This is a genomic window from Isoptericola sp. F-RaC21 (assembly GCF_038593535.1).
Lineage (GTDB): Bacteria > Actinomycetota > Actinomycetes > Actinomycetales > Cellulomonadaceae > Isoptericola.
Map to the genome: position 1 here is coordinate 257,586 of NZ_JBCFYX010000001.1, position 16,451 is coordinate 274,036.

The window sequence follows — 16,451 nt, forward strand, 5'->3', positions numbered from 1 at the left end:
AGGATCTGACCATGGCCAGCTTCGTCGATCGCGTGGTGCTGCACGCCGTGGGCGGTGACGGCGGCCACGGCGTCGCGTCGATCCGCCGCGAGAAGTTCAAGCCCCTCGCGGGCCCCGACGGCGGCAACGGCGGTGACGGCGGCACGGTGAAGCTCGTCGTGGACCCGCAGGTGACGACGCTGCTCGAGTACCACCACTCGCCGCACCGCCGCGCCACCAACGGCACGCAGGGCATGGGCGACGACCGCGACGGCGCCAACGGTGGCGACCTCGTGCTGGGCGTGCCGGACGGCACGGTCGTCAAGGACCGCGACGGGAACGTGCTCGCCGACCTCGTCGGCGCGGGCGCGGAGTACGTCGTCGCGCAGGGTGGCCGCGGCGGGCTGGGCAACCGCGCCCTCGCCTCCCCGAAGCGCAAGGCGCCGGGCTTCGCCCTCCTCGGCGAGCCGGGCGAGGAGCACGAGGTCGTCCTCGAGCTCAAGACGATCGCCGACGTCGCGCTGGTCGGGTACCCGAGCGCCGGCAAGTCCTCGCTGGTCGCGGCGATCTCCGCGGCGCGGCCCAAGATCGCGGACTACCCGTTCACGACCCTGGTGCCGAACCTCGGCGTCGTGCAGGCGGGGGAGACCCGCTACACGGTGGCCGACGTGCCCGGGCTCATCCCCGGCGCCAGCGAGGGCAAGGGGCTCGGGCTGGAGTTCCTGCGCCACGTCGAGCGCACCGCCGTGCTGGTGCACGTGCTCGACTGCGCCACCCTCGAGCCGGGCCGCGACCCGCTGAGCGACCTCGAGGTCATCGAGGCGGAGCTGGCCGCGTATGCGGGCGACCTCGGCATCGAGGGCGGCCGGGTGCCGCTCACCGAGCGCCCGCGCCTCGTCGTCCTCAACAAGATCGACGTGCCCGAGGCCCGCGAGCTCGCCGAGCTGGTGCGCCCCGACCTCGAGGCGCGCGGCCTGCGGGTCTTCGAGGTCTCGACCGCCAGCCACGAGGGGCTGCGCCCGCTGACCTTCGCCCTCGGCGAGCTGGTCGAGCGCGCCCGGGCCGCCGCGCCCGCGCCGGAGCCGACGCGCGTCGTCCTGCGCCCGCGGGCCGTCGACGAGGCGGGCTTCACCGTCACGGCGAAGAAGGACCACGAGGGCGTCTACTACGAGGTGCGCGGCTCCAAGCCCGAGCGCTGGGTGCGCCAGACGGACTTCAACAACGACGAGGCCGTCGGCTTCCTCGCCGACCGGCTCGCGAAGCTCGGCGTCGAGGACAAGCTCCTCAAGGCCGGCGCCGTCGCGGGCGACGAGGTGCGCATCGGGGACCCGCGCAACGCCGTCGTCTTCGACTGGGAGCCCACGCTCACCACCGGCCCCGAGCTGCTGGGCGCGCGCGGCACCGACCTGCGCCTCGACGAGAGCGCCCGCCCGACGCGCGGGGAGAAGCGCCGCGAGCACCAGGAGCGCATGGACGCCAAGACCGAGGCGCGGCGCGAGCTGTGGACCGAGCGCGAGTCGGGTCACTGGACGGACCCCGACGACGCCTGACCGCCGACCCGGCGAGAATGCAGACGTGAACGCCGCCACCTCCCGCGCCAGCCTGCCCACGGCACGTCGGATCGTCGTCAAGATCGGCTCGTCGTCGCTCACCGGACCGGACGGCCACCTCGACCTGCAGGCGCTGCGCGCCCTCGTCGACGTGCTCGCCGCGCGGGTGGCGGGCGGCGGCCAGGTCGTGCTCGTGTCCTCCGGCGCGATCGCGGCCGGCATCGGGCCGCTCGGGCTCAGCTCCCGGCCGCGCGACGTCGCGACCATGCAGGCCGCCGCGATGCTGGGTCAGGGGCAGCTCGTGGCCCGGTACACCGAGGCGTTCGCGGCGCACGGCCTGCAGATCGGCCAGGTGCTGCTCACCGCGGAGGACACGGTGCGCCGGTCGCGGTACCGCAACGCGCAGCGCTCGCTGGAGCGGCTGCTCGCGCTCGGCGTCGTGCCCGTCGTCAACGAGAACGACGCCGTGACCACCGACGAGCTCACCTTCGGCGACAACGACCGCCTCGCGGCGCTCGTCTCGCACCTCGTGCGCGCGGACGCGATGGTGCTGCTCACCGACGTCGACGGCCTGCACGACGCCCCGCCGTCGCGGCCGGGCGCCCGGCGCATCGCGCACGTGGCCGACCTGGCGGACCTCGCCGGCGTGGAGGTCACCGCGCGCGGCAGCGCCGTGGGCACCGGGGGGATGGTCACCAAGCTCGAGTCGGCGCGCATCGCGACGGGCGCCGGCGTGCCGGTCGTGCTCACCAGCGCGCGGCACGTCGCCGAGGCGCTGGCGGGCGACGACGTCGGCACCTTCTTCGCCGTCACGGGCCGGCGCACGTCGGCGCGGCGGCTGTGGATCGCGCACGCGGCCCAGTCGCACGGCCGCCTCCACCTGGACGACGGCGCCGCGCGCGCCGTGCTCGGCGGCCGGGCGTCCCTGCTGCCGGCGGGGGTCACGCGGGTCGAGGGCACGTTCGAGGCCGGCGACCCGGTGGAGCTGGTGGGTCCCGACGGCGCCGTCCTGGCGCGCGGGCTCGTGGCGTTCGACTCGGGCGAGCTCCCGGGGCTGCTGGGCCGCTCGACGTTCGACCTCCGGGCGGAGCTGGGGGAGGGGTACGACCGCGAGGTCGTGCACCGCGACGACCTGGTGCTCGCCGGCCGATGACGCGGCCGCGCGGTCGGCGATGAGTTCCGTCGCCCGCCGCCGTCCGTAGGTGCAGCGGCACGCGTCGGAGCGTGCCACCGGACCGGGAGGCCGCCATGCGCCGTCCGCAGCACGCCACCACCGCCGCAATCGCGGGCGTCGTGGCCCTCGCCGCCACGCTCGGCACCACGGTCGTCACCGCGCCTGCGGCGTCCGCCGACGCGCCCGCGCCCGGCTGCCCGCCCCGGGGCGAGGACCTGACGGAGTACTGCGGGGAGCTGGCGGGCGCGCGGTACCGCGTGCTCGTCCCGGACGACTGGAACGGCACGCTCGTGCTGTTCAGCCACGGGCACTACCCGTCGGAGTTCTTCGGGGACTTCCCCGCCCCGCACCTGCTGGGGAACCAGGAGCTGAGCGAGGGCACGCTCACCGACCACGGGTACGCCGTCGCCGGGTCGCTGTTCCAGGGCGACGGCCTGGACTTCACGGTGCCGACGGCGGTGGCCGACCAGTCGCGGGTGCTGGACTGGTTCGAGGAGCACGTGGGCGAGCCGGAGCGCACGATCACGTACGGGCAGTCGATGGGCGCGGTCACGGCGGTGAAGCACGCCGAGGCGGAGCCCGACCGGATCGACGGCGTGCTCACGGTGGGCGGCGTCCTGGACTGGGTGGGCCAGTTCGACGCGATCCTCGACATGAACGCCGCGACCCGCGCGCTGCTCACGGACGGCACCGACGCGCACGGCGACCCGATCGAGCTCGTCGACCCCGACGACCCGGTGGCGAGCCGGGACGCCCTGGTGGCCGCGCTGACGCAGGCCCAGGAGACGCCCGAGGGCCGGGCGCGGATCGCGCTCGTCGCCTCCCTCAACACGGTGACCGGCTGGTACTGGATGAACGAGGAGCGGCCGCGGACCCTCGAGGACCGCGCCCGCGCCCAGGCGCAGTGGCTGATCGGCGCCTACACGCTCAGCCTGGGGCCCACCGGGAGGGCGGGGCTGGAGGAGACGCTGGGCGGCAACCCGAGCCGCACCGGCCTCGACCACCTGCGCGCCCGGCTCGCCCGGTCGGGCGCCGCGGGCGAGGTGGCGGCCGCGTACGCGCGGGCCGGCCTCGACCTGCGGGCCGACCTGGCGGCGCTGGAGGCCGTGGAGCCGATCGAGGCCGACCCGGGCGCCCGGGCGGCGATGGTGGAGCACCGTCCCGAGGGCACGACGCCGTCCCCGGTGCTCACGCTGCACACCACGGGCGACGGCGGGGCGCCGCCGTCGGGCGAGCGGTCCTTCGCTCACCGGGTGCGGCAGGTGGGCCACCCGGAGCGGTTCCGGAGCCTGTACGTGGAGCGCGGGGCGCACCTGTCGGTGAGCCTCGGCGAGGAGCTCGTGGCCCTCCGGGCGCTGGAGCGTCGCCTCGACACCGGGCGGTGGCCGTCGCTGGCCCCGCGGGCGCTGAACCGGGCGGCGGACGCCCTGGGCCCGGACTACCGCGCGACGTTCGAGGTCGTCACCCTGCAGACCTTCGACCACGCCCCGGCGTTCACCCGGTTCGTGCCGCCGCCGGCGCCCCGTCCCTCCTGGTGAGAGGGGCCTGCCGCCGCGCGCGCCGGCGTCGTACTCTCGGGGGATGACCACGACCCTCACGGAGGACCTGACCGCGGGCGGCTCGGGCGCCGGCACCGGCGACGACGTCACGGCCGCCGTGCGCGACGTCGCCCGACGGTCCCAGGTCGCGTCGCGGACGCTCGCCACCGCCACGCGCGCGACCAAGGACGCGGCGCTGCACGCGCTCGCGGACGCGCTGGAGGCCGCGGCAGACGAGATCGTGACGGCGAACGACGAGGACCTCGCCCGCGGGCGCGAGCGCGGGCTGAGCGACGGGCTTCTCGACCGGCTCGCGCTCACCCCGGCGCGCATCGGCGCCATCACGGGCGCGCTGCGCGAGCTCGCCGGCCTGCCCGACCCGGTGGGCGAGGTGGTGCGCGGCCAGACGCTGCCGAACGGCCTGCGCCTGCGCCAGCTCCGCGTGCCGATGGGCGTGGTCGGGATGATCTACGAGGCGCGGCCCAACGTCACCGTCGACGCCGCCGGCCTGGCGTTGAAGTCGGGCAACGCGGTGATCCTGCGCGGCGGCAGCGCGGCCGCCTCGTCCAACGCGGTGATCGTCGACGTGCTGCGCCGCGCGCTGGAGGCCCAGGGGCTGCCCGCCGACCTCGTGCAGACCATCGACGCGTACGGCCGGCCCGGCGGGGTCGCGCTCATGCAGGCGCGCGGCCTGGTGGACGTGCTCGTCCCGCGCGGCGGCGCCGACCTCATCCGCACGGTCGTCGAGTCGTCGACCGTGCCGGTCATCGAGACCGGGGTCGGCAACGTGCACGTGTACGTGGACGCCACCGCCGACGTCGCGACGGCCGTCGAGATCGTGATGAACGCCAAGACGCAGCGGGTCGGGGTGTGCAACGCGGCCGAGACGCTGCTGGTGCACGCGGACGCCGCCGAGGCGTTCCTCCCGGCGGCCCTCGCCGCCCTGGGGGGCGCGGGCGTGGTGCTGCACGGCGACGCGCGCACGGTCGCGCTGGCGCCGGAGTCGGTCGAGGTGCTCCCCGCGACCGACGTCGACTGGGCCACGGAGTACCACGCCCTGGAGCTCGCGGTGCGGGTCGTCGACTCGCTCGACGACGCGATCGAGCACATCCGCACCTGGTCGTCGGGGCACACGGAGGCGATCCTCACCCGCGACCTGGCCGCGTCGGAGCGCTTCGTCGCCGAGGTCGACTCGGCCGCCGTGATGGTGAACGCGTCGACCCGCTTCACCGACGGCGGCGAGCTGGGCCTGGGCGCCGAGATCGGCATCTCGACGCAGAAGCTGCACGCCCGCGGGCCGATGGGACTGGCCGAACTCACGACCACCAAGTGGGTCGTGCACGGCGACGGCCACGTCCGGCCCGCGTGAGAGACTGACCCCCGACCGCACCCGCAGTCCACGACCGCACACAGGAGGAACCCGTGCTGCAGACCGTCATCCAGCTCGCCCAGGAGGCACCCGAGCAGTCCGTCGGCGCGATCCCGCCGGTGGGGATGGGCCTGCTCGCGTTCGGCGGACTGGTCGCCGCGCTCGTGGTGACGTACGCGTTCCGCAACGTGTCCAACCGCCACCACTGACGGCCCCCGTCCGGTCAGCGTGAACGAGCCGTCGTCGCAGCCGCGCCGTCCGCGCCTGGGCGTGATGGGCGGCACCTTCGACCCCATCCACCACGGGCACCTGGTCGCCGCCAGCGAGGCGGCGGCGCTGCTCGACCTCGACGAGGTCGTCTTCGTGCCCACGGGCAAGCCGACCTTCAAGCAGCACCAGCAGGTGTCCCCGGCGGAGCACCGCTACCTCATGACGGTGATCGCGACCGCGTCGAACCCGCGCTTCACCGTGAGCCGCGTCGACATCGACCGGCCCGGGCTCACGTACACCGTCGACACGCTGCGGGACCTGCGCGAGGCGCGGCCCGACGCCGACCTGTTCTTCATCAGCGGCGCCGACGCGATCGAGCAGATCCTCACCTGGAAGGATGCCGCGCTCCTGTGGGAGATGGCACACTTCGTGGCTGTCACGCGGCCGGGGCACCAGCTCACGGTGGACGGACTGCCCCACGACGGGGTCACGACGCTGGAGGTCCCGGCGCTCGCGATCTCGTCGAGCGACTGCCGTCGCCGGGCGCAGGCCGGTCAACCGGTGTGGTACCTGGTGCCGGACGGCGTGGTCCAGTACATCGCCAAGCACGGTCTGTATCGAGGTCTCGATGAGTGACAACAACCCGTCCCGCCCGCTGACCCGCCGCGAGATCCGCGAGCGGGAGCAGGCGGCCGCCGCCGCGCAGGGGAGCGCCGGGCACCCGGCACCGTCCGGGCCGGAGTACGGCGCACCCGCGGCGGCACGGTCGCCGTTCGGCCCGCCCGCCGGTCAGCCGTCCGCCTCGCGGTTCGCCGCGCCGTCGCCCGGCGCTCCGGCCGCCGCCGCGCCGTCGCGGCGCTCGCTGCGCGAGCAGAGCCCGGCGCCGGCCGCTCCCGCCCCCGCGCCGATGGTGCGCCCGCCGTCCGCCTCCGCCGGCGTGCGCGGCCTGGACGAGACGGGCCGCCTGGCCCCGATCCAGCGACCCACCGGCGAGATGTCCCGGGCCGTCGCGCCGGCGCCCACGGTGCGCCCGGCGGCGCCCGCCGCCCCCGCAGCGCCGCCCGCGCGCCCGTCGTCGCGTCGGGACCTCGGTGCGACCGCCGTCGGCGGAGCCGCCACCGGCCTGTCGTTGCCCCCGCTGGCGACCCCGCCGAGCGCGGCGCCCGCGGCCACGCCGCCCGCCACGGTCGCCCCGCGCCCCGACGGACCGGCGCGCCGCTCGCCGTTCGCGACGACGGGCACCTCCTCGCCGTTCGGCACGACCGCGGCGTCGGCGTCCTCCGCCCAGGCCGCCGCGTCGGCCCCGCCTGCTCAGGCCGCCCCGTCGGCCCCGTCCGCCGCCCCGGCGCCCGCCGCGGCGCCGCCGCTGCCCTGGGCGAGCCCGAGCACGGAGCGGCCCGCGTCGGTGCCGCCGTCGCGCCCGGGGCCGGCGGCCGCGCAGCCGTCGGCGCCCGAGCGCCCCGCGGCGTCCCCGTTCGACGCGCTGGTCGCGTCGGAACAGCCGGTCCGCGCGCGGTCGGCCGCCCCGCAGGTCGAGGAGGACGACGACGAGGACTGGGACGAGCCCGAGGCGTCGTACACCTGGCTGCACTACATCGTCCTCGTGGTCGTCGCGTTCGTCCTGGGCCTGCTCGTCTGGAAGCTGCTGCTCGAGGGCCCGGACACCAACGACTTCTCGACCGACGGCGCCGCGCCCGCGGCCGGCGTCGCCCTCACGTACGAGCACCCTGGAGCCGCTGCATGACCGCCAGCCCCCGTGCCGTCGAGCTGGCGGTCGCCGCCGCCCGGGCCGCGTCCGACCGCAAGGCGCAGGAGATCATCGCGCTCGACGTGAGCGAGCAGCTCGTGCTCACCGACGTGTTCCTCATCGCGTCCGGCACGAACGAGCGCCAGGTCGCCGCGATCGTGGACGCCGTCGAGGAGGCGATGTTCCGCGCCGGGTCCAAGCCGATCCGCCGCGAGGGCAAGGCGCAGGCGCGCTGGGTGCTGCTGGACTTCGGCGAGGTCGTCGTCCACGTGCAGCACGCCGAGGACCGCGTCTACTACGCGCTCGAGCGCCTGTGGAAGGACTGCCCGGCCGTCGAGCTGCCGGAGGACGCGCGCGGCGGCGACGGCGCGGCGGCGGCCGCCGAGTACGGGGACAGCCAGGGCGACGGCGCGATCCGCCTCGCGGGCGACGAGCGGTGACGGCCGGCACCGTCGTCCTGCTGCGGCACGCCCGCACCGCGTACAACGCCTCGCTGCGGCTGCAGGGCCAGATCGACATCCCGCTGGACGAGGTCGGCCGCTGGCAGGCGGCCGAGGGCGGCTCCGCGCTCGCGTCGTCGCACCGCGCGACGCGCATCGTGTCCTCCGACCTGGGCCGCGCCGTCGAGACGGCGACCGCCTACGCGGACGCGCTCGGGGGAGCGCCCGTCGCCACGGACGCCCGCCTGCGCGAGCGGGGCTTCGGCGCGTGGGAGGGCCTCACCGGCGCGGAGCTGCAGGAGCGCTGGCCTGCCGAGTACGCGGCCTGGCGCCGCGGCGCCGAGCCGACGGGCGCGGGTGCCGAGACGAAGGCGGCGGTCGCGGCGCGGACCACGGAGGCCGTGGCGGAGCACGCGGCCGACCTGGACGACGACGCCACCCTGGTCGTCGTCTCGCACGGGGCGGCCATCTCGCTGGCCGTGACGGCGCTGCTCGGGCTCGACCCCGCCACCTGGCGCGGGCTGACGGGCATGCACAACGTGCACTGGTCGCACCTGCACCGCGCGGGCGAGGGGGCCGTGCCCGCCTGGCGCCTCGTGGCGCACAACGTGGGCGCGGGCTACCCGCTCGACCAGTGGCAGGCGGGCCCGGACTGGAATTTGGAACCTGGCCCGAAGTCTGCCTAAGATATCGACGTTCCCGAGGGGCGCAAGCCCGGAGGAACGCACCGAATCAGACGAATCGCCTGGTCGCCCGTCGGCCGCGAGAGTCGGTTCTCGGGGCTGTGGCGCAGCTGGTAGCGCACCTGCATGGCATGCAGGGGGTCAGGGGTTCGAGTCCCCTCAGCTCCACCCCGACGAGAAGGCCCGGAACCCATGGTTCCGGGCCTTCTCGCATGTCCAGGGGTGTGACGTCCAAGGGGTTCACGGTGCGGGACGCCCCTTGCGCCGGCGCCGTGGTCGCCTAGGGTCGGACCTGCGGCCGCGTCGTCGGCCGCCACACTGAAGTCACATCTGAAGACACCCATGACAGGGGAGCGCCGTCGAAGGGGCGCTGAGAGTGCGGGCACAGCCGCAGACCCTTGGAACCTGCTCCGGTTAGCACCGGCGAAGGGAGTTACCTGGAATGTCCGCGCCCATAGCTCTGCGCAGCGCGTCCCTGCGGTACCGCACCGTCGACCTCGTCACCGTGGCCATGCTCGGCGTCGCCGTCGGCGTCGTCTTCTGGGGCTGGACGCAGCTCTACCACCTGCTCTCCGCCGGTCTGGCCGTCGCGTTCCCGCCGGCCACCGGGCTGCTCGGCGGCGGCTGGCTGCTCGGCGGCGTGCTGGGCGGCCTGATCGTCCGCCGGCCCGGCGCGGCGCTGCTCACCGAGGTCGTCGCGGCGAGCGTCGAGGCCCTGCTCGGCGCCGGCTGGGGCTTCTCGGCGATCGTCTCCGGCGTCGTCCAGGGCTTCGGCGCCGAGCTCGTGCTCGCGCTGTTCCTGTACCGCCGCTTCGGGGCCGCGGTCGCCGCGCTGGCGGGCGCGGCGGCCGGCGCGTGCGGCGCGGTGTACGAGTGGTTCGCCTACTACCCCGACTGGGCGTGGGGCTTCCGGCTGGCGTACCTCGGCCTCTTCGCGCTGTCCGGCGCGCTGCTCGCGGGGCTCGGGGGAGCGGCGCTCGTGCGCGCCCTGGCGCGGGCCGGCGTGCTCGACGCCTTCGGGCCGGGCCGCGACCTCGCCGACCGTGCCGCCGACCCCGCCAAGGCCTGACGGCGTGGCGCGCGACGGCGTCCGGGCGAGCCTGCGGGGGCTCACCTGGCGGCCCACCGGGCGGGGCGCACCGACCGTGACCGACCTCGACCTCGCCGTCGGCGTGGGGGAGCGCGTCGGGCTCGTCGGCCCCAGCGGGGCCGGCAAGTCGACCGTGCTGCACGCCCTGGCGGGGGTGCTCGGCGACCCGCTGCCGGGCGACCTGTCCGGCGCGGTCGAGGTGGCCGGCGGGGTGGGGCTCGTCCCGCAGGACCCGGGCTCGGCGGTCGTCGCGGCGCGCATCGGCCGGGACGTCGCCTTCGGGCCCGAGAACGCCGGCCTGCCGCGGGCGGAGATCTGGCGTCGCACCCACCACGCGCTGGAGCGGGTCGGGCTGCGGTACCCGGTCGACCGCCCGACGTCGGCCCTCTCGGGCGGGGAGCTGCAGCGGCTGGCCCTCGCGGGGGCGCTGGCCCGCGAGCCAGGCCTGCTGCTGCTCGACGAGCCCACCGCGATGCTCGACCCGGACGCCGCGGCCGAGGTGCGCGCGGCGGTGGTGGAGGCGCTCGCGGGCAGCGACACCGCGCTCGTGGTCGTCGACCACCACGTCGGGCCCTGGCTCGAGCACCTGGACCGCGTGGTCGTGCTCGGCCCCGGCGGCCGGGTCACGCACGAGGTCGCGCCCGCCGCGCTGCGCGACGGCACCGCGACGGCGGGGCTGCGCGACGAGCTGACCCGCGCCGGCGTCTGGCTGCCCGGCGTGCCCGCGCCGCCGCCGCTGCCGGTGCCCGCCGCCCTGGTGGCGCCGGACCTGCCCGGGCCGGACGTCGTCGTCGCCGGCCTCCGCGTCGACCTGGTCACCCGCGGCCTGCGCGGCCGCACCACGACGCGCGCCCTGGACGGCGTGGACGCGCGGCTGCCTGCGGCGCGGCTCACCGCCGTCACCGGGCCCTCGGGCGCGGGGAAGTCCACGCTCGTCGCCACGCTCGCCGGGCACCTGCGGCCGGCGTCCGGCGACGTGCGCGGCACCCCCGGGCACTCCGCGCGCTCGCGGGACCTCGCGCGGGCCTGCGGCTGGGTGCCGCAGCACCCGGAGCACGGGCTGCTCGCGCTGCGCGTGCGGGACGAGGTCGAGCTCACCGGCCGGCGGCTCGGCGTCCCGGTGGACGTGGACGAGGCGCTCGCCGTGCTGCGCCTCGACCACCTCGCCGACGCGCACCCGTTCCGGCTCTCGGGCGGCGAGCAGCGGCGGCTCGCGCTGGCCGCCGCGCTCGCGCACCGCCCCGGGACGGTGCTGCTCGACGAGCCCACGGTCGGCCAGGACCGGCTGACGTGGGCCGCCGTGGCGGGGTGGGCCGTGGCGGCGGCCCGGCACGGCGCCACGGTCGTGACCAGCACCCACGACGAGCACCTCGTCGCGCTCGCCGACCACCGGGTCGCGCTCGGCGCGCACGACGCCGCGCTGCAGGGGGCGGTGGCATGATCGGCGCTCTCGCGCGGGTGAACGCGCTCGTGCTCGTCGCCCTCGGGCTGCTCGGGCTGGTCGCGTCCCTGGGGGTGCGCGACGTCGCGAGCGCCGCCGTCGCCCTGGTGGCCTGCGTGGCGTTCGGGCTGGTGCTCCTGCCGCGCGGGGCCGGGTCGCCGGTCCGGTACCTCGCGGTGCTCCTCGCCGTCGTCTCGGTGGCGTGGTCGACCTGGCTGCTGGGTGGCCGCGACCTGGTGGTCGCCGCCGTCGCGGGCGCCCGCATCGCGGTGCTCGCGCTGCCCGGCGTGGCGCTCGCCCCGCTGGTCGACCCGAGCGGGCTGGCCGACCAGCTCGGCCAGCGGCTGCGGCTGCCCGCGCGGTTCGTCGTCGGCGTGGCCGCGGCGCTGCAGCGGTTCGAGCGGCTCGGCACCGTCTGGGAGCAGGCGTCGCGGGTACGCCGCTCGCGCGGCGTCGGGCCCGGGAGAGGCCCGCTCTCCCGGGCGCGCCACGCGTCCTCGGTGACGTTCGCCGTGCTGGCCGGGACGCTGCGCGACGCGGCCGCCATGTCCGTCGCGATGGACGCCCGCGGCTTCGCGGGCGCCCATCGGCGGACGTGGGCGGAGCCGGCGCCGTGGTCGCGGACGGATTCCGCCGTGCTCGCCGTCGGCGCGGTCGTGGCGGCCCTGCCGTTCGCCGTCCTCGTGGCGCGCCAGCTGTGACGTCCGCGCGTCAGCCCGTCGGGGCCGGGGGCGCGTCCGGCGAGAACGCGACCGGTGCGGCGGACGGCGTGCGCGGGTCGGGCCGTTCCGGTCGGCCGCCGGGCTCGATGCCGCCCTGGTCGAGGCGGAGCGGCGGGTACCGGTCCGTCATCAGGCAGGTGTACGCGGCGACGCGCTGCCCCCAGCGGTTCATCCCGACCACGAAGTCGTACACCGACCGGGGGTAGCTGCCGGTGAACAGCAGCGCGATCGCGGAGATCATGACCAGCAGGGCGATCAGGCCGACGGAGTTGGTGCCGCCGTCCCAGGCGTCCTTCGCACCGGAGGTGTCTCCGAGCCAGAGCGCTCCGCCCGCGAAGACCGACAGCACGAGGAGGTGCGGGATCGCGAGGAACCACTTCACGAAGATGAGCCCGCGCGACAGGCGCTCCGGGTACTCGACGGACAGGTGCGCCGGGTAGTCGGGCACGTCCGCGAGCGTGAACGGCGGGTAGCGGTCGGTGCCCAACACCCCGTAGCCGTAGTAGCTCACCCGCCAGCCCCAGCGCAGGACGCCGACGTTGAAGTCGAACAGGCCGCGCGGGTAGCGCGCCGTGAACAGGATCGCGAAGAACGCGATCACGGTCACCACGGCGAAGGCGATCCACAGGAAGAAGAGCACGACGAGGTGCGGCACCAGCAGCAGCCACTTCACCAACCACAGGCCGCGGGAGGCGGAGGCTCGGGGTGCCGCGTCGAGGCGGAGGGGATAGGCGGCGGGGTTCTCGGTCATGGCGTGCTCCTCGGGGTGACGGGCCGGGCGTCGTCGAGCACGGTGACGACGACCTTGCCCCGCGCCCTCCCGTCCAGCAGGTGGCGGATCGCCGGGACGACGTCCGCGAGCGGGTAGGTGCGGTCGACGACGGGCGTGACCGCGCCGTCCTCGGCGAGGCCGCGAAGGGTCTCGAGGTCGGCGGAGTTCTCCGACGCCACGAACGTGCCGAGGCGCTGGCCGACGAACGGCGAGAGGACCTTGGCGCGCAGCTGGCGGTCGCTGCCGCCCAGCCAGCGCCCGTCGGTCTCGCCGCCGACGATGACCAGCCGCCCGCGCGGCGTGAGCGCACGCCGCAGGCGGGAGAGCGAGGCGTTGCCGCCGATGTCGAGGACGAGGTCGAACGGGCCGGCGTCGACGAAGTCCTCGCGGGTGTAGTCGACCACGGCGTCGACGCCGAGCGCCCGGACCATGCTCGCCTTGCCGGCGCTGCACACCGCGGTGACGGCTGCGCCGTCGGCGACGGCGATCTGGACGGCGAAGCTGCCGACGCCGCCCGACGCCCCGACGACGAGGACCCGCTGGCCGGCCCGGACGCGTCCGTGCTCGCGGACGGCCTGCAGGGCGGTGAGCCCGGAGACCGGCACCGCGGCGGCCTGGTCGAACGACAGGTTCGCGGGCTTCGGCGCGAGCTGGTCGGCGGGGGCGACGGCGTGCTCGGCGAAGGTGCTGGTGCCCGTGCCGTAGACGGCGTAGCCGCGCGCGAGGCCCGAGACGGCGGCGCCGACGGCCTCGACGGTGCCGGCCAGGGCGCGGCCGGGATTGAGGTACTTCGGCCGGCGCGCGCCGAAGCCGGCGAGCCGGATGGGGTAGGGCAGCCCGGACATGATGTGCCAGGTGCCCCGGTCGATGCTGCTGGCGTGCGTCCGCACGAGCACCTCGTCGTCGGCGACCGTAGGGACCTCGACCCGGGCGAGGCGCAGGAGACCCTCGGGCGCCGGGCCGTAGCGGTCCTGCACGACCGCGGTCATGGTCCCCTCGCCGACCGACCGAGGCGGCGGGGCCCGCAGGGTGCCGGGCCGTGCGTCGGTGCCGGGCTGTGCGTCATGGTGCTGCGGGGTGGGCACGGTGGCCTCCGGTGGTGGGTTCGGGCGGGTCAGTCGTCGCGGTAGCTGCGGAGCGTGGCGAGGACGGCCTGCTCGACGGGGGTGGCGGTGGCGCCAAGCTTGTCGGCGATCGTCGTGCTGTCGACGACGAACGGCTCGGTGAACAGGTACTGCATCTCCACCAGCTCCCGCATCGACGCGTTGACCACGCCGAGCGCACGCACCAGCCAGCCGGGTGTAGCGCGCAGGCGGGTGCGGGCCTGGCCGGCGCCCCGGTAGGCCGTCTCGACGAGCTCGCGGGTGGTGCGCGTGTCGGGGTCGTTCGGCAGGTGCCACACCCGGCCCGGGGCGTCGGGGTGCTCTCCGAGGACCACGAGACCCTCGCCGATGTCGGGGATGTACGTGTAGGTGTGCGGCTGGTCGGGATCGCCCAGCACGGTGGCGGTCCGCCCCGCGATCGCGGCGGGGAAGAGCCGGTCGCCGAGGTTGGACTGGGCGCCCCCGCGCGGCCCGAAGTAGTCCGAGGCGCGACCGATCGCCACCTGCACGCGGCCCGCGGCGTGCGCGGCCAGCAGCTCCCGGGACATCTGCCCGCGCAGCCGCCCCTTCGTGGTGTGCGCGTGGTCGCCGCTGTCCTCGGTGAGCGGCATGCCGCCCGGCCGCCCGTACATGTAGACGTTCTCCATGCTGACGAGCCGCGCCCCCGCGGCCTCCGCGGCGGCCAGCACCCCGGCCTGCAGCCGGGGGAACTGCGCGCTCCACTCGGCGTACGGCGGGTTCAGCGTCTGGTAGACGACGGCGGCACCCTCGGCAACCTCGGTCGTGAACGCGGCGTCGCGCGCGTCGCCGGCGACGACCTCGACGCCGTGCGGCACGCGCGCGTGCCCCGAGCGGTTGACCAGCCGGACGGTCTCGCCGCGACGCAGGAGCGCGTCGAGCGTGGCCAGGCCGACGGCGCCGGTGCCGAAGACGACGTGGCGCGGGGCGGTGCTCATGTGCGCGCGCCGTGCGGCGTGGCCGCCGCCGCGGCGCCTGCCACGGCGACAGCGAGGAACCCGGCGGTCCAGAGCAGCCAGCCTCGCCACGGTGAGGCCGGGACGGTGACCATGGCGATCCTTTCCGGGCGCCTGCCCGCGGGATGCGGGAGGAGCGGTCCGACATCTTGGACGATGTACAAACTTTGGACGCCGTACAGCAACGGTGTACCCTGCAGGGGGTCGACGTCAAGGGGGTGCGCTCGCAGATGTCCACATCGACCGCCCCGCGCCGTCGTGGTCCTCGGCGCGCGGTGACCGAGGCGAAGATCCTCGACGCGGCCCTGCGGCTGCTCGACCAGGGCGGGCCCGCCGCCGCGTCCGTCCGGCGCATCGCCGCCGAGGTCGGCGTGGCGCCCAACGCGATCTACACGTACTTCCCCGACAAGGCCGCCGTCCTCCGCGCCCTCGCCGAGCGGCTGCTCGGCGGCGTCGACCACGACGTCTTCGCCGACCTCGAGCAGCACTGGCGTATCCGCGTGGAGGCGCTCGCCCTCGAGCTGCGGGTCACCCTGACCGCGCACCCCGGGGCGGTCGGCCTGCTGGTCGGGGGGCCGCTGGACGGGCCCAGCTCGATGGCGCTCAACGAGCGGCTCCTGCAGCTGTTCGCGGACGCCGGGCTCGGGCCGGACGCCGCGGCACAGGCGTCCTACCTGCTCATGGTGTACGTCTTCGGGTCGGTGTCCCGCGAGGTCGCCGGGGTGCACGGGGGCGGCCCGCTGCCGCCCGAGCAGGAGCGCGTCGCCGCCCGCCGGGCCGAGCTCTCGGCCGTGCCGTCCGACCGGTTCCCCCTCACGGCCGCGGCGGCGGTGACGATGGCCGGCTCCACCTCGACCGAGCAGTACGTCTGGGGGCTGCGCAGGATCCTCGCCGGCCTGTCCGCCCTGAGCGACGGGGACGACGGGCCCGACGGGGTCGACGGCGCGCCGGAGGCCGCGGCGCCCTGAGCCGTCGGCCCGGAGGCGAGGCCCACGCCGCGGGAGCAGGCTCGAGCCAGGAGGTGCCAGCATGACTCGCCGGCCGCACGACTTCGACGCCCTGTACGCGGCGGACGTCCCGCCCCCGTGGGAGATCGGGCGTCCGCAGCCTGCGCTGCTGGCGCTGGTGCGGCGGTCGGTGCTCGCGGACCCGGTGCTCGACGTCGGGTGCGGCACGGGCGTCCTGGCGCTCGCCGTCGCGCGCGCCGGCCACCGGGTCGTGGGGGTGGATGCCGCGGCGCACGCGATCTCGCGCGCACGGGAGCGGGTCGCGGAGGCGATCCTCGAGGGGCCGGGCAGTGTGCGCTTCGAGGTGGCGGACGCGCGCGGGCTCGACCACCTGGACGTGCGCCCCGGGACCGTCCTGGACTCCGGCCTGCTGCACTCGCTGGACGACGCCGGTCGCGCCGCCTACGTGGCCGGGCTCGAGGCGATCTGCGGGCCCGGCGCGCTCGTCGCCGTGCTCGCGATGTCCGTGGCGGCCGGCCTCGGCTGGGGCACGACGAGCGAGGTGCTGCAGGGCGCGTTCGCCGGGCCGGCGTGGACGTCGACCGCGGTCTCGGACGCCGAGATCGTCGCCCGCCCCGCGGAGGACGAGCTGCACCTGCCCGCGCTGCTCCTCACGACCCGGCGGGCGTGAGCATCCCTGCGACCCGCGAGC

General features: G+C 76.3%; 17 protein-coding genes, 1 tRNA gene and 1 riboswitch. Of the genes, 15 read left to right on the forward strand and 3 right to left on the reverse strand.

The window, feature by feature from the left end; genetic code table 11:
- Positions 1-11: 11 nt before the first annotated feature.
- The 13 genes from obgE to AAG589_RS01220 all read left to right on the forward strand — a co-directional run bounded on the left by obgE (position 12) and on the right by AAG589_RS01220 (position 11,922).
- Positions 12-1,529, forward strand: coding sequence for a GTPase ObgE (gene obgE / locus AAG589_RS01160; RefSeq protein WP_430565418.1), 1,518 nt, complete (start codon positions 12-14; stop codon positions 1,527-1,529).
- A 25-nt stretch (positions 1,530-1,554) separates the two neighbouring features.
- Positions 1,555-2,682: a glutamate 5-kinase gene (gene proB, locus AAG589_RS01165; protein ID WP_430565419.1), complete on the forward strand. Its 1,128-nt coding sequence runs from the start codon at positions 1,555-1,557 to the stop codon at positions 2,680-2,682.
- Between the two features lie 95 nt (positions 2,683-2,777).
- Positions 2,778-4,241, forward strand: coding sequence for an alpha/beta hydrolase family protein (locus AAG589_RS01170; RefSeq protein WP_430565420.1), 1,464 nt, complete (start codon positions 2,778-2,780; stop codon positions 4,239-4,241).
- Between the two features lie 43 nt (positions 4,242-4,284).
- Positions 4,285-5,610 (forward strand): glutamate-5-semialdehyde dehydrogenase, encoded by a 1,326-nt coding sequence (locus tag AAG589_RS01175; RefSeq protein WP_430565421.1) that lies wholly within the window; start codon positions 4,285-4,287, stop codon positions 5,608-5,610.
- Between the two features lie 53 nt (positions 5,611-5,663).
- On the forward strand, positions 5,664-5,819 hold the full coding sequence (locus AAG589_RS01180; RefSeq protein WP_430565422.1) for a hypothetical protein: 156 nt from the start codon (positions 5,664-5,666) through the stop codon (positions 5,817-5,819).
- A 19-nt stretch (positions 5,820-5,838) separates the two neighbouring features.
- Positions 5,839-6,456, forward strand: coding sequence for a nicotinate-nucleotide adenylyltransferase (nadD, locus tag AAG589_RS01185; RefSeq protein ID WP_430565423.1), 618 nt, complete (start codon positions 5,839-5,841; stop codon positions 6,454-6,456).
- On the forward strand, positions 6,449-7,564 hold the full coding sequence (locus AAG589_RS01190) for a hypothetical protein (protein ID WP_430565424.1): 1,116 nt from the start codon (positions 6,449-6,451) through the stop codon (positions 7,562-7,564). The genes nadD and AAG589_RS01190 overlap by 8 nt, the downstream gene beginning before the upstream one ends.
- On the forward strand, positions 7,561-8,007 hold the full coding sequence (gene rsfS / locus AAG589_RS01195) for a ribosome silencing factor (protein ID WP_430565425.1): 447 nt from the start codon (positions 7,561-7,563) through the stop codon (positions 8,005-8,007). Before AAG589_RS01190 ends, rsfS begins: the two co-directional genes overlap by 4 nt.
- A complete protein-coding gene (locus AAG589_RS01200; protein ID WP_430565426.1) occupies positions 8,004-8,693 on the forward strand; it encodes a histidine phosphatase family protein in 690 nt (229 codons plus the stop codon). Before rsfS ends, AAG589_RS01200 begins: the two co-directional genes overlap by 4 nt.
- A 92-nt stretch (positions 8,694-8,785) precedes the next feature.
- Positions 8,786-8,858: transfer RNA gene (locus AAG589_RS01205), tRNA-Ala, on the forward strand.
- 169 nt (positions 8,859-9,027) lie between these two features.
- Positions 9,028-9,139: riboswitch (TPP riboswitch) on the forward strand.
- Entirely contained in the window at positions 9,133-9,759 is a 627-nt protein-coding gene (locus tag AAG589_RS01210; protein ID WP_430565427.1) for an ECF transporter S component, read from the forward strand. (Overlaps the previous riboswitch by 7 nt.)
- Positions 9,760-9,763: 4 nt before the next feature.
- Positions 9,764-11,221: an ABC transporter ATP-binding protein gene (locus tag AAG589_RS01215; RefSeq protein ID WP_430565428.1), complete on the forward strand. Its 1,458-nt coding sequence runs from the start codon at positions 9,764-9,766 to the stop codon at positions 11,219-11,221.
- Positions 11,218-11,922 carry an energy-coupling factor transporter transmembrane component T gene (locus AAG589_RS01220; protein WP_430565429.1) on the forward strand — a complete coding sequence of 235 codons (705 nt, stop codon included), beginning with the start codon at positions 11,218-11,220 and terminating at the stop codon, positions 11,920-11,922. The genes AAG589_RS01215 and AAG589_RS01220 overlap by 4 nt, the downstream gene beginning before the upstream one ends.
- A gap of 10 nt (positions 11,923-11,932) precedes the next feature.
- Here AAG589_RS01220 and AAG589_RS01225 read toward each other — a convergent pair whose 3' ends face one another.
- The 3 genes from AAG589_RS01225 to AAG589_RS01235 form a co-directional block, all read right to left on the reverse strand.
- Complete coding sequence (locus AAG589_RS01225; RefSeq protein ID WP_430565430.1) at positions 11,933-12,694, reverse strand: DUF4389 domain-containing protein; 762 nt, start codon at positions 12,692-12,694, stop codon at positions 11,933-11,935.
- Positions 12,691-13,704 (reverse strand): NAD(P)-dependent alcohol dehydrogenase, encoded by a 1,014-nt coding sequence (locus tag AAG589_RS01230; RefSeq protein ID WP_430565431.1) that lies wholly within the window; start codon positions 13,702-13,704, stop codon positions 12,691-12,693. The genes AAG589_RS01225 and AAG589_RS01230 overlap by 4 nt, the downstream gene beginning before the upstream one ends.
- A 125-nt stretch (positions 13,705-13,829) precedes the next feature.
- The gene (locus tag AAG589_RS01235) at positions 13,830-14,774 is read right to left on the reverse strand and encodes an NAD-dependent epimerase/dehydratase family protein (protein WP_430565432.1); all 945 of its coding nucleotides are present in this window, start codon (positions 14,772-14,774) and stop codon (positions 13,830-13,832) included.
- A gap of 248 nt (positions 14,775-15,022) precedes the next feature.
- On the opposite strand from AAG589_RS01235, the gene AAG589_RS01240 reads away from it, so the two are divergent.
- Both AAG589_RS01240 and AAG589_RS01245 read left to right on the forward strand, forming a co-directional pair.
- The gene (locus AAG589_RS01240; protein WP_430565433.1) at positions 15,023-15,760 is read left to right on the forward strand and encodes a TetR/AcrR family transcriptional regulator; all 738 of its coding nucleotides are present in this window, start codon (positions 15,023-15,025) and stop codon (positions 15,758-15,760) included.
- 61 nt (positions 15,761-15,821) lie between these two features.
- Positions 15,822-16,430 (forward strand): class I SAM-dependent methyltransferase, encoded by a 609-nt coding sequence (locus AAG589_RS01245; RefSeq protein ID WP_430565434.1) that lies wholly within the window; start codon positions 15,822-15,824, stop codon positions 16,428-16,430.
- Positions 16,431-16,451 lie beyond the last annotated feature (21 nt).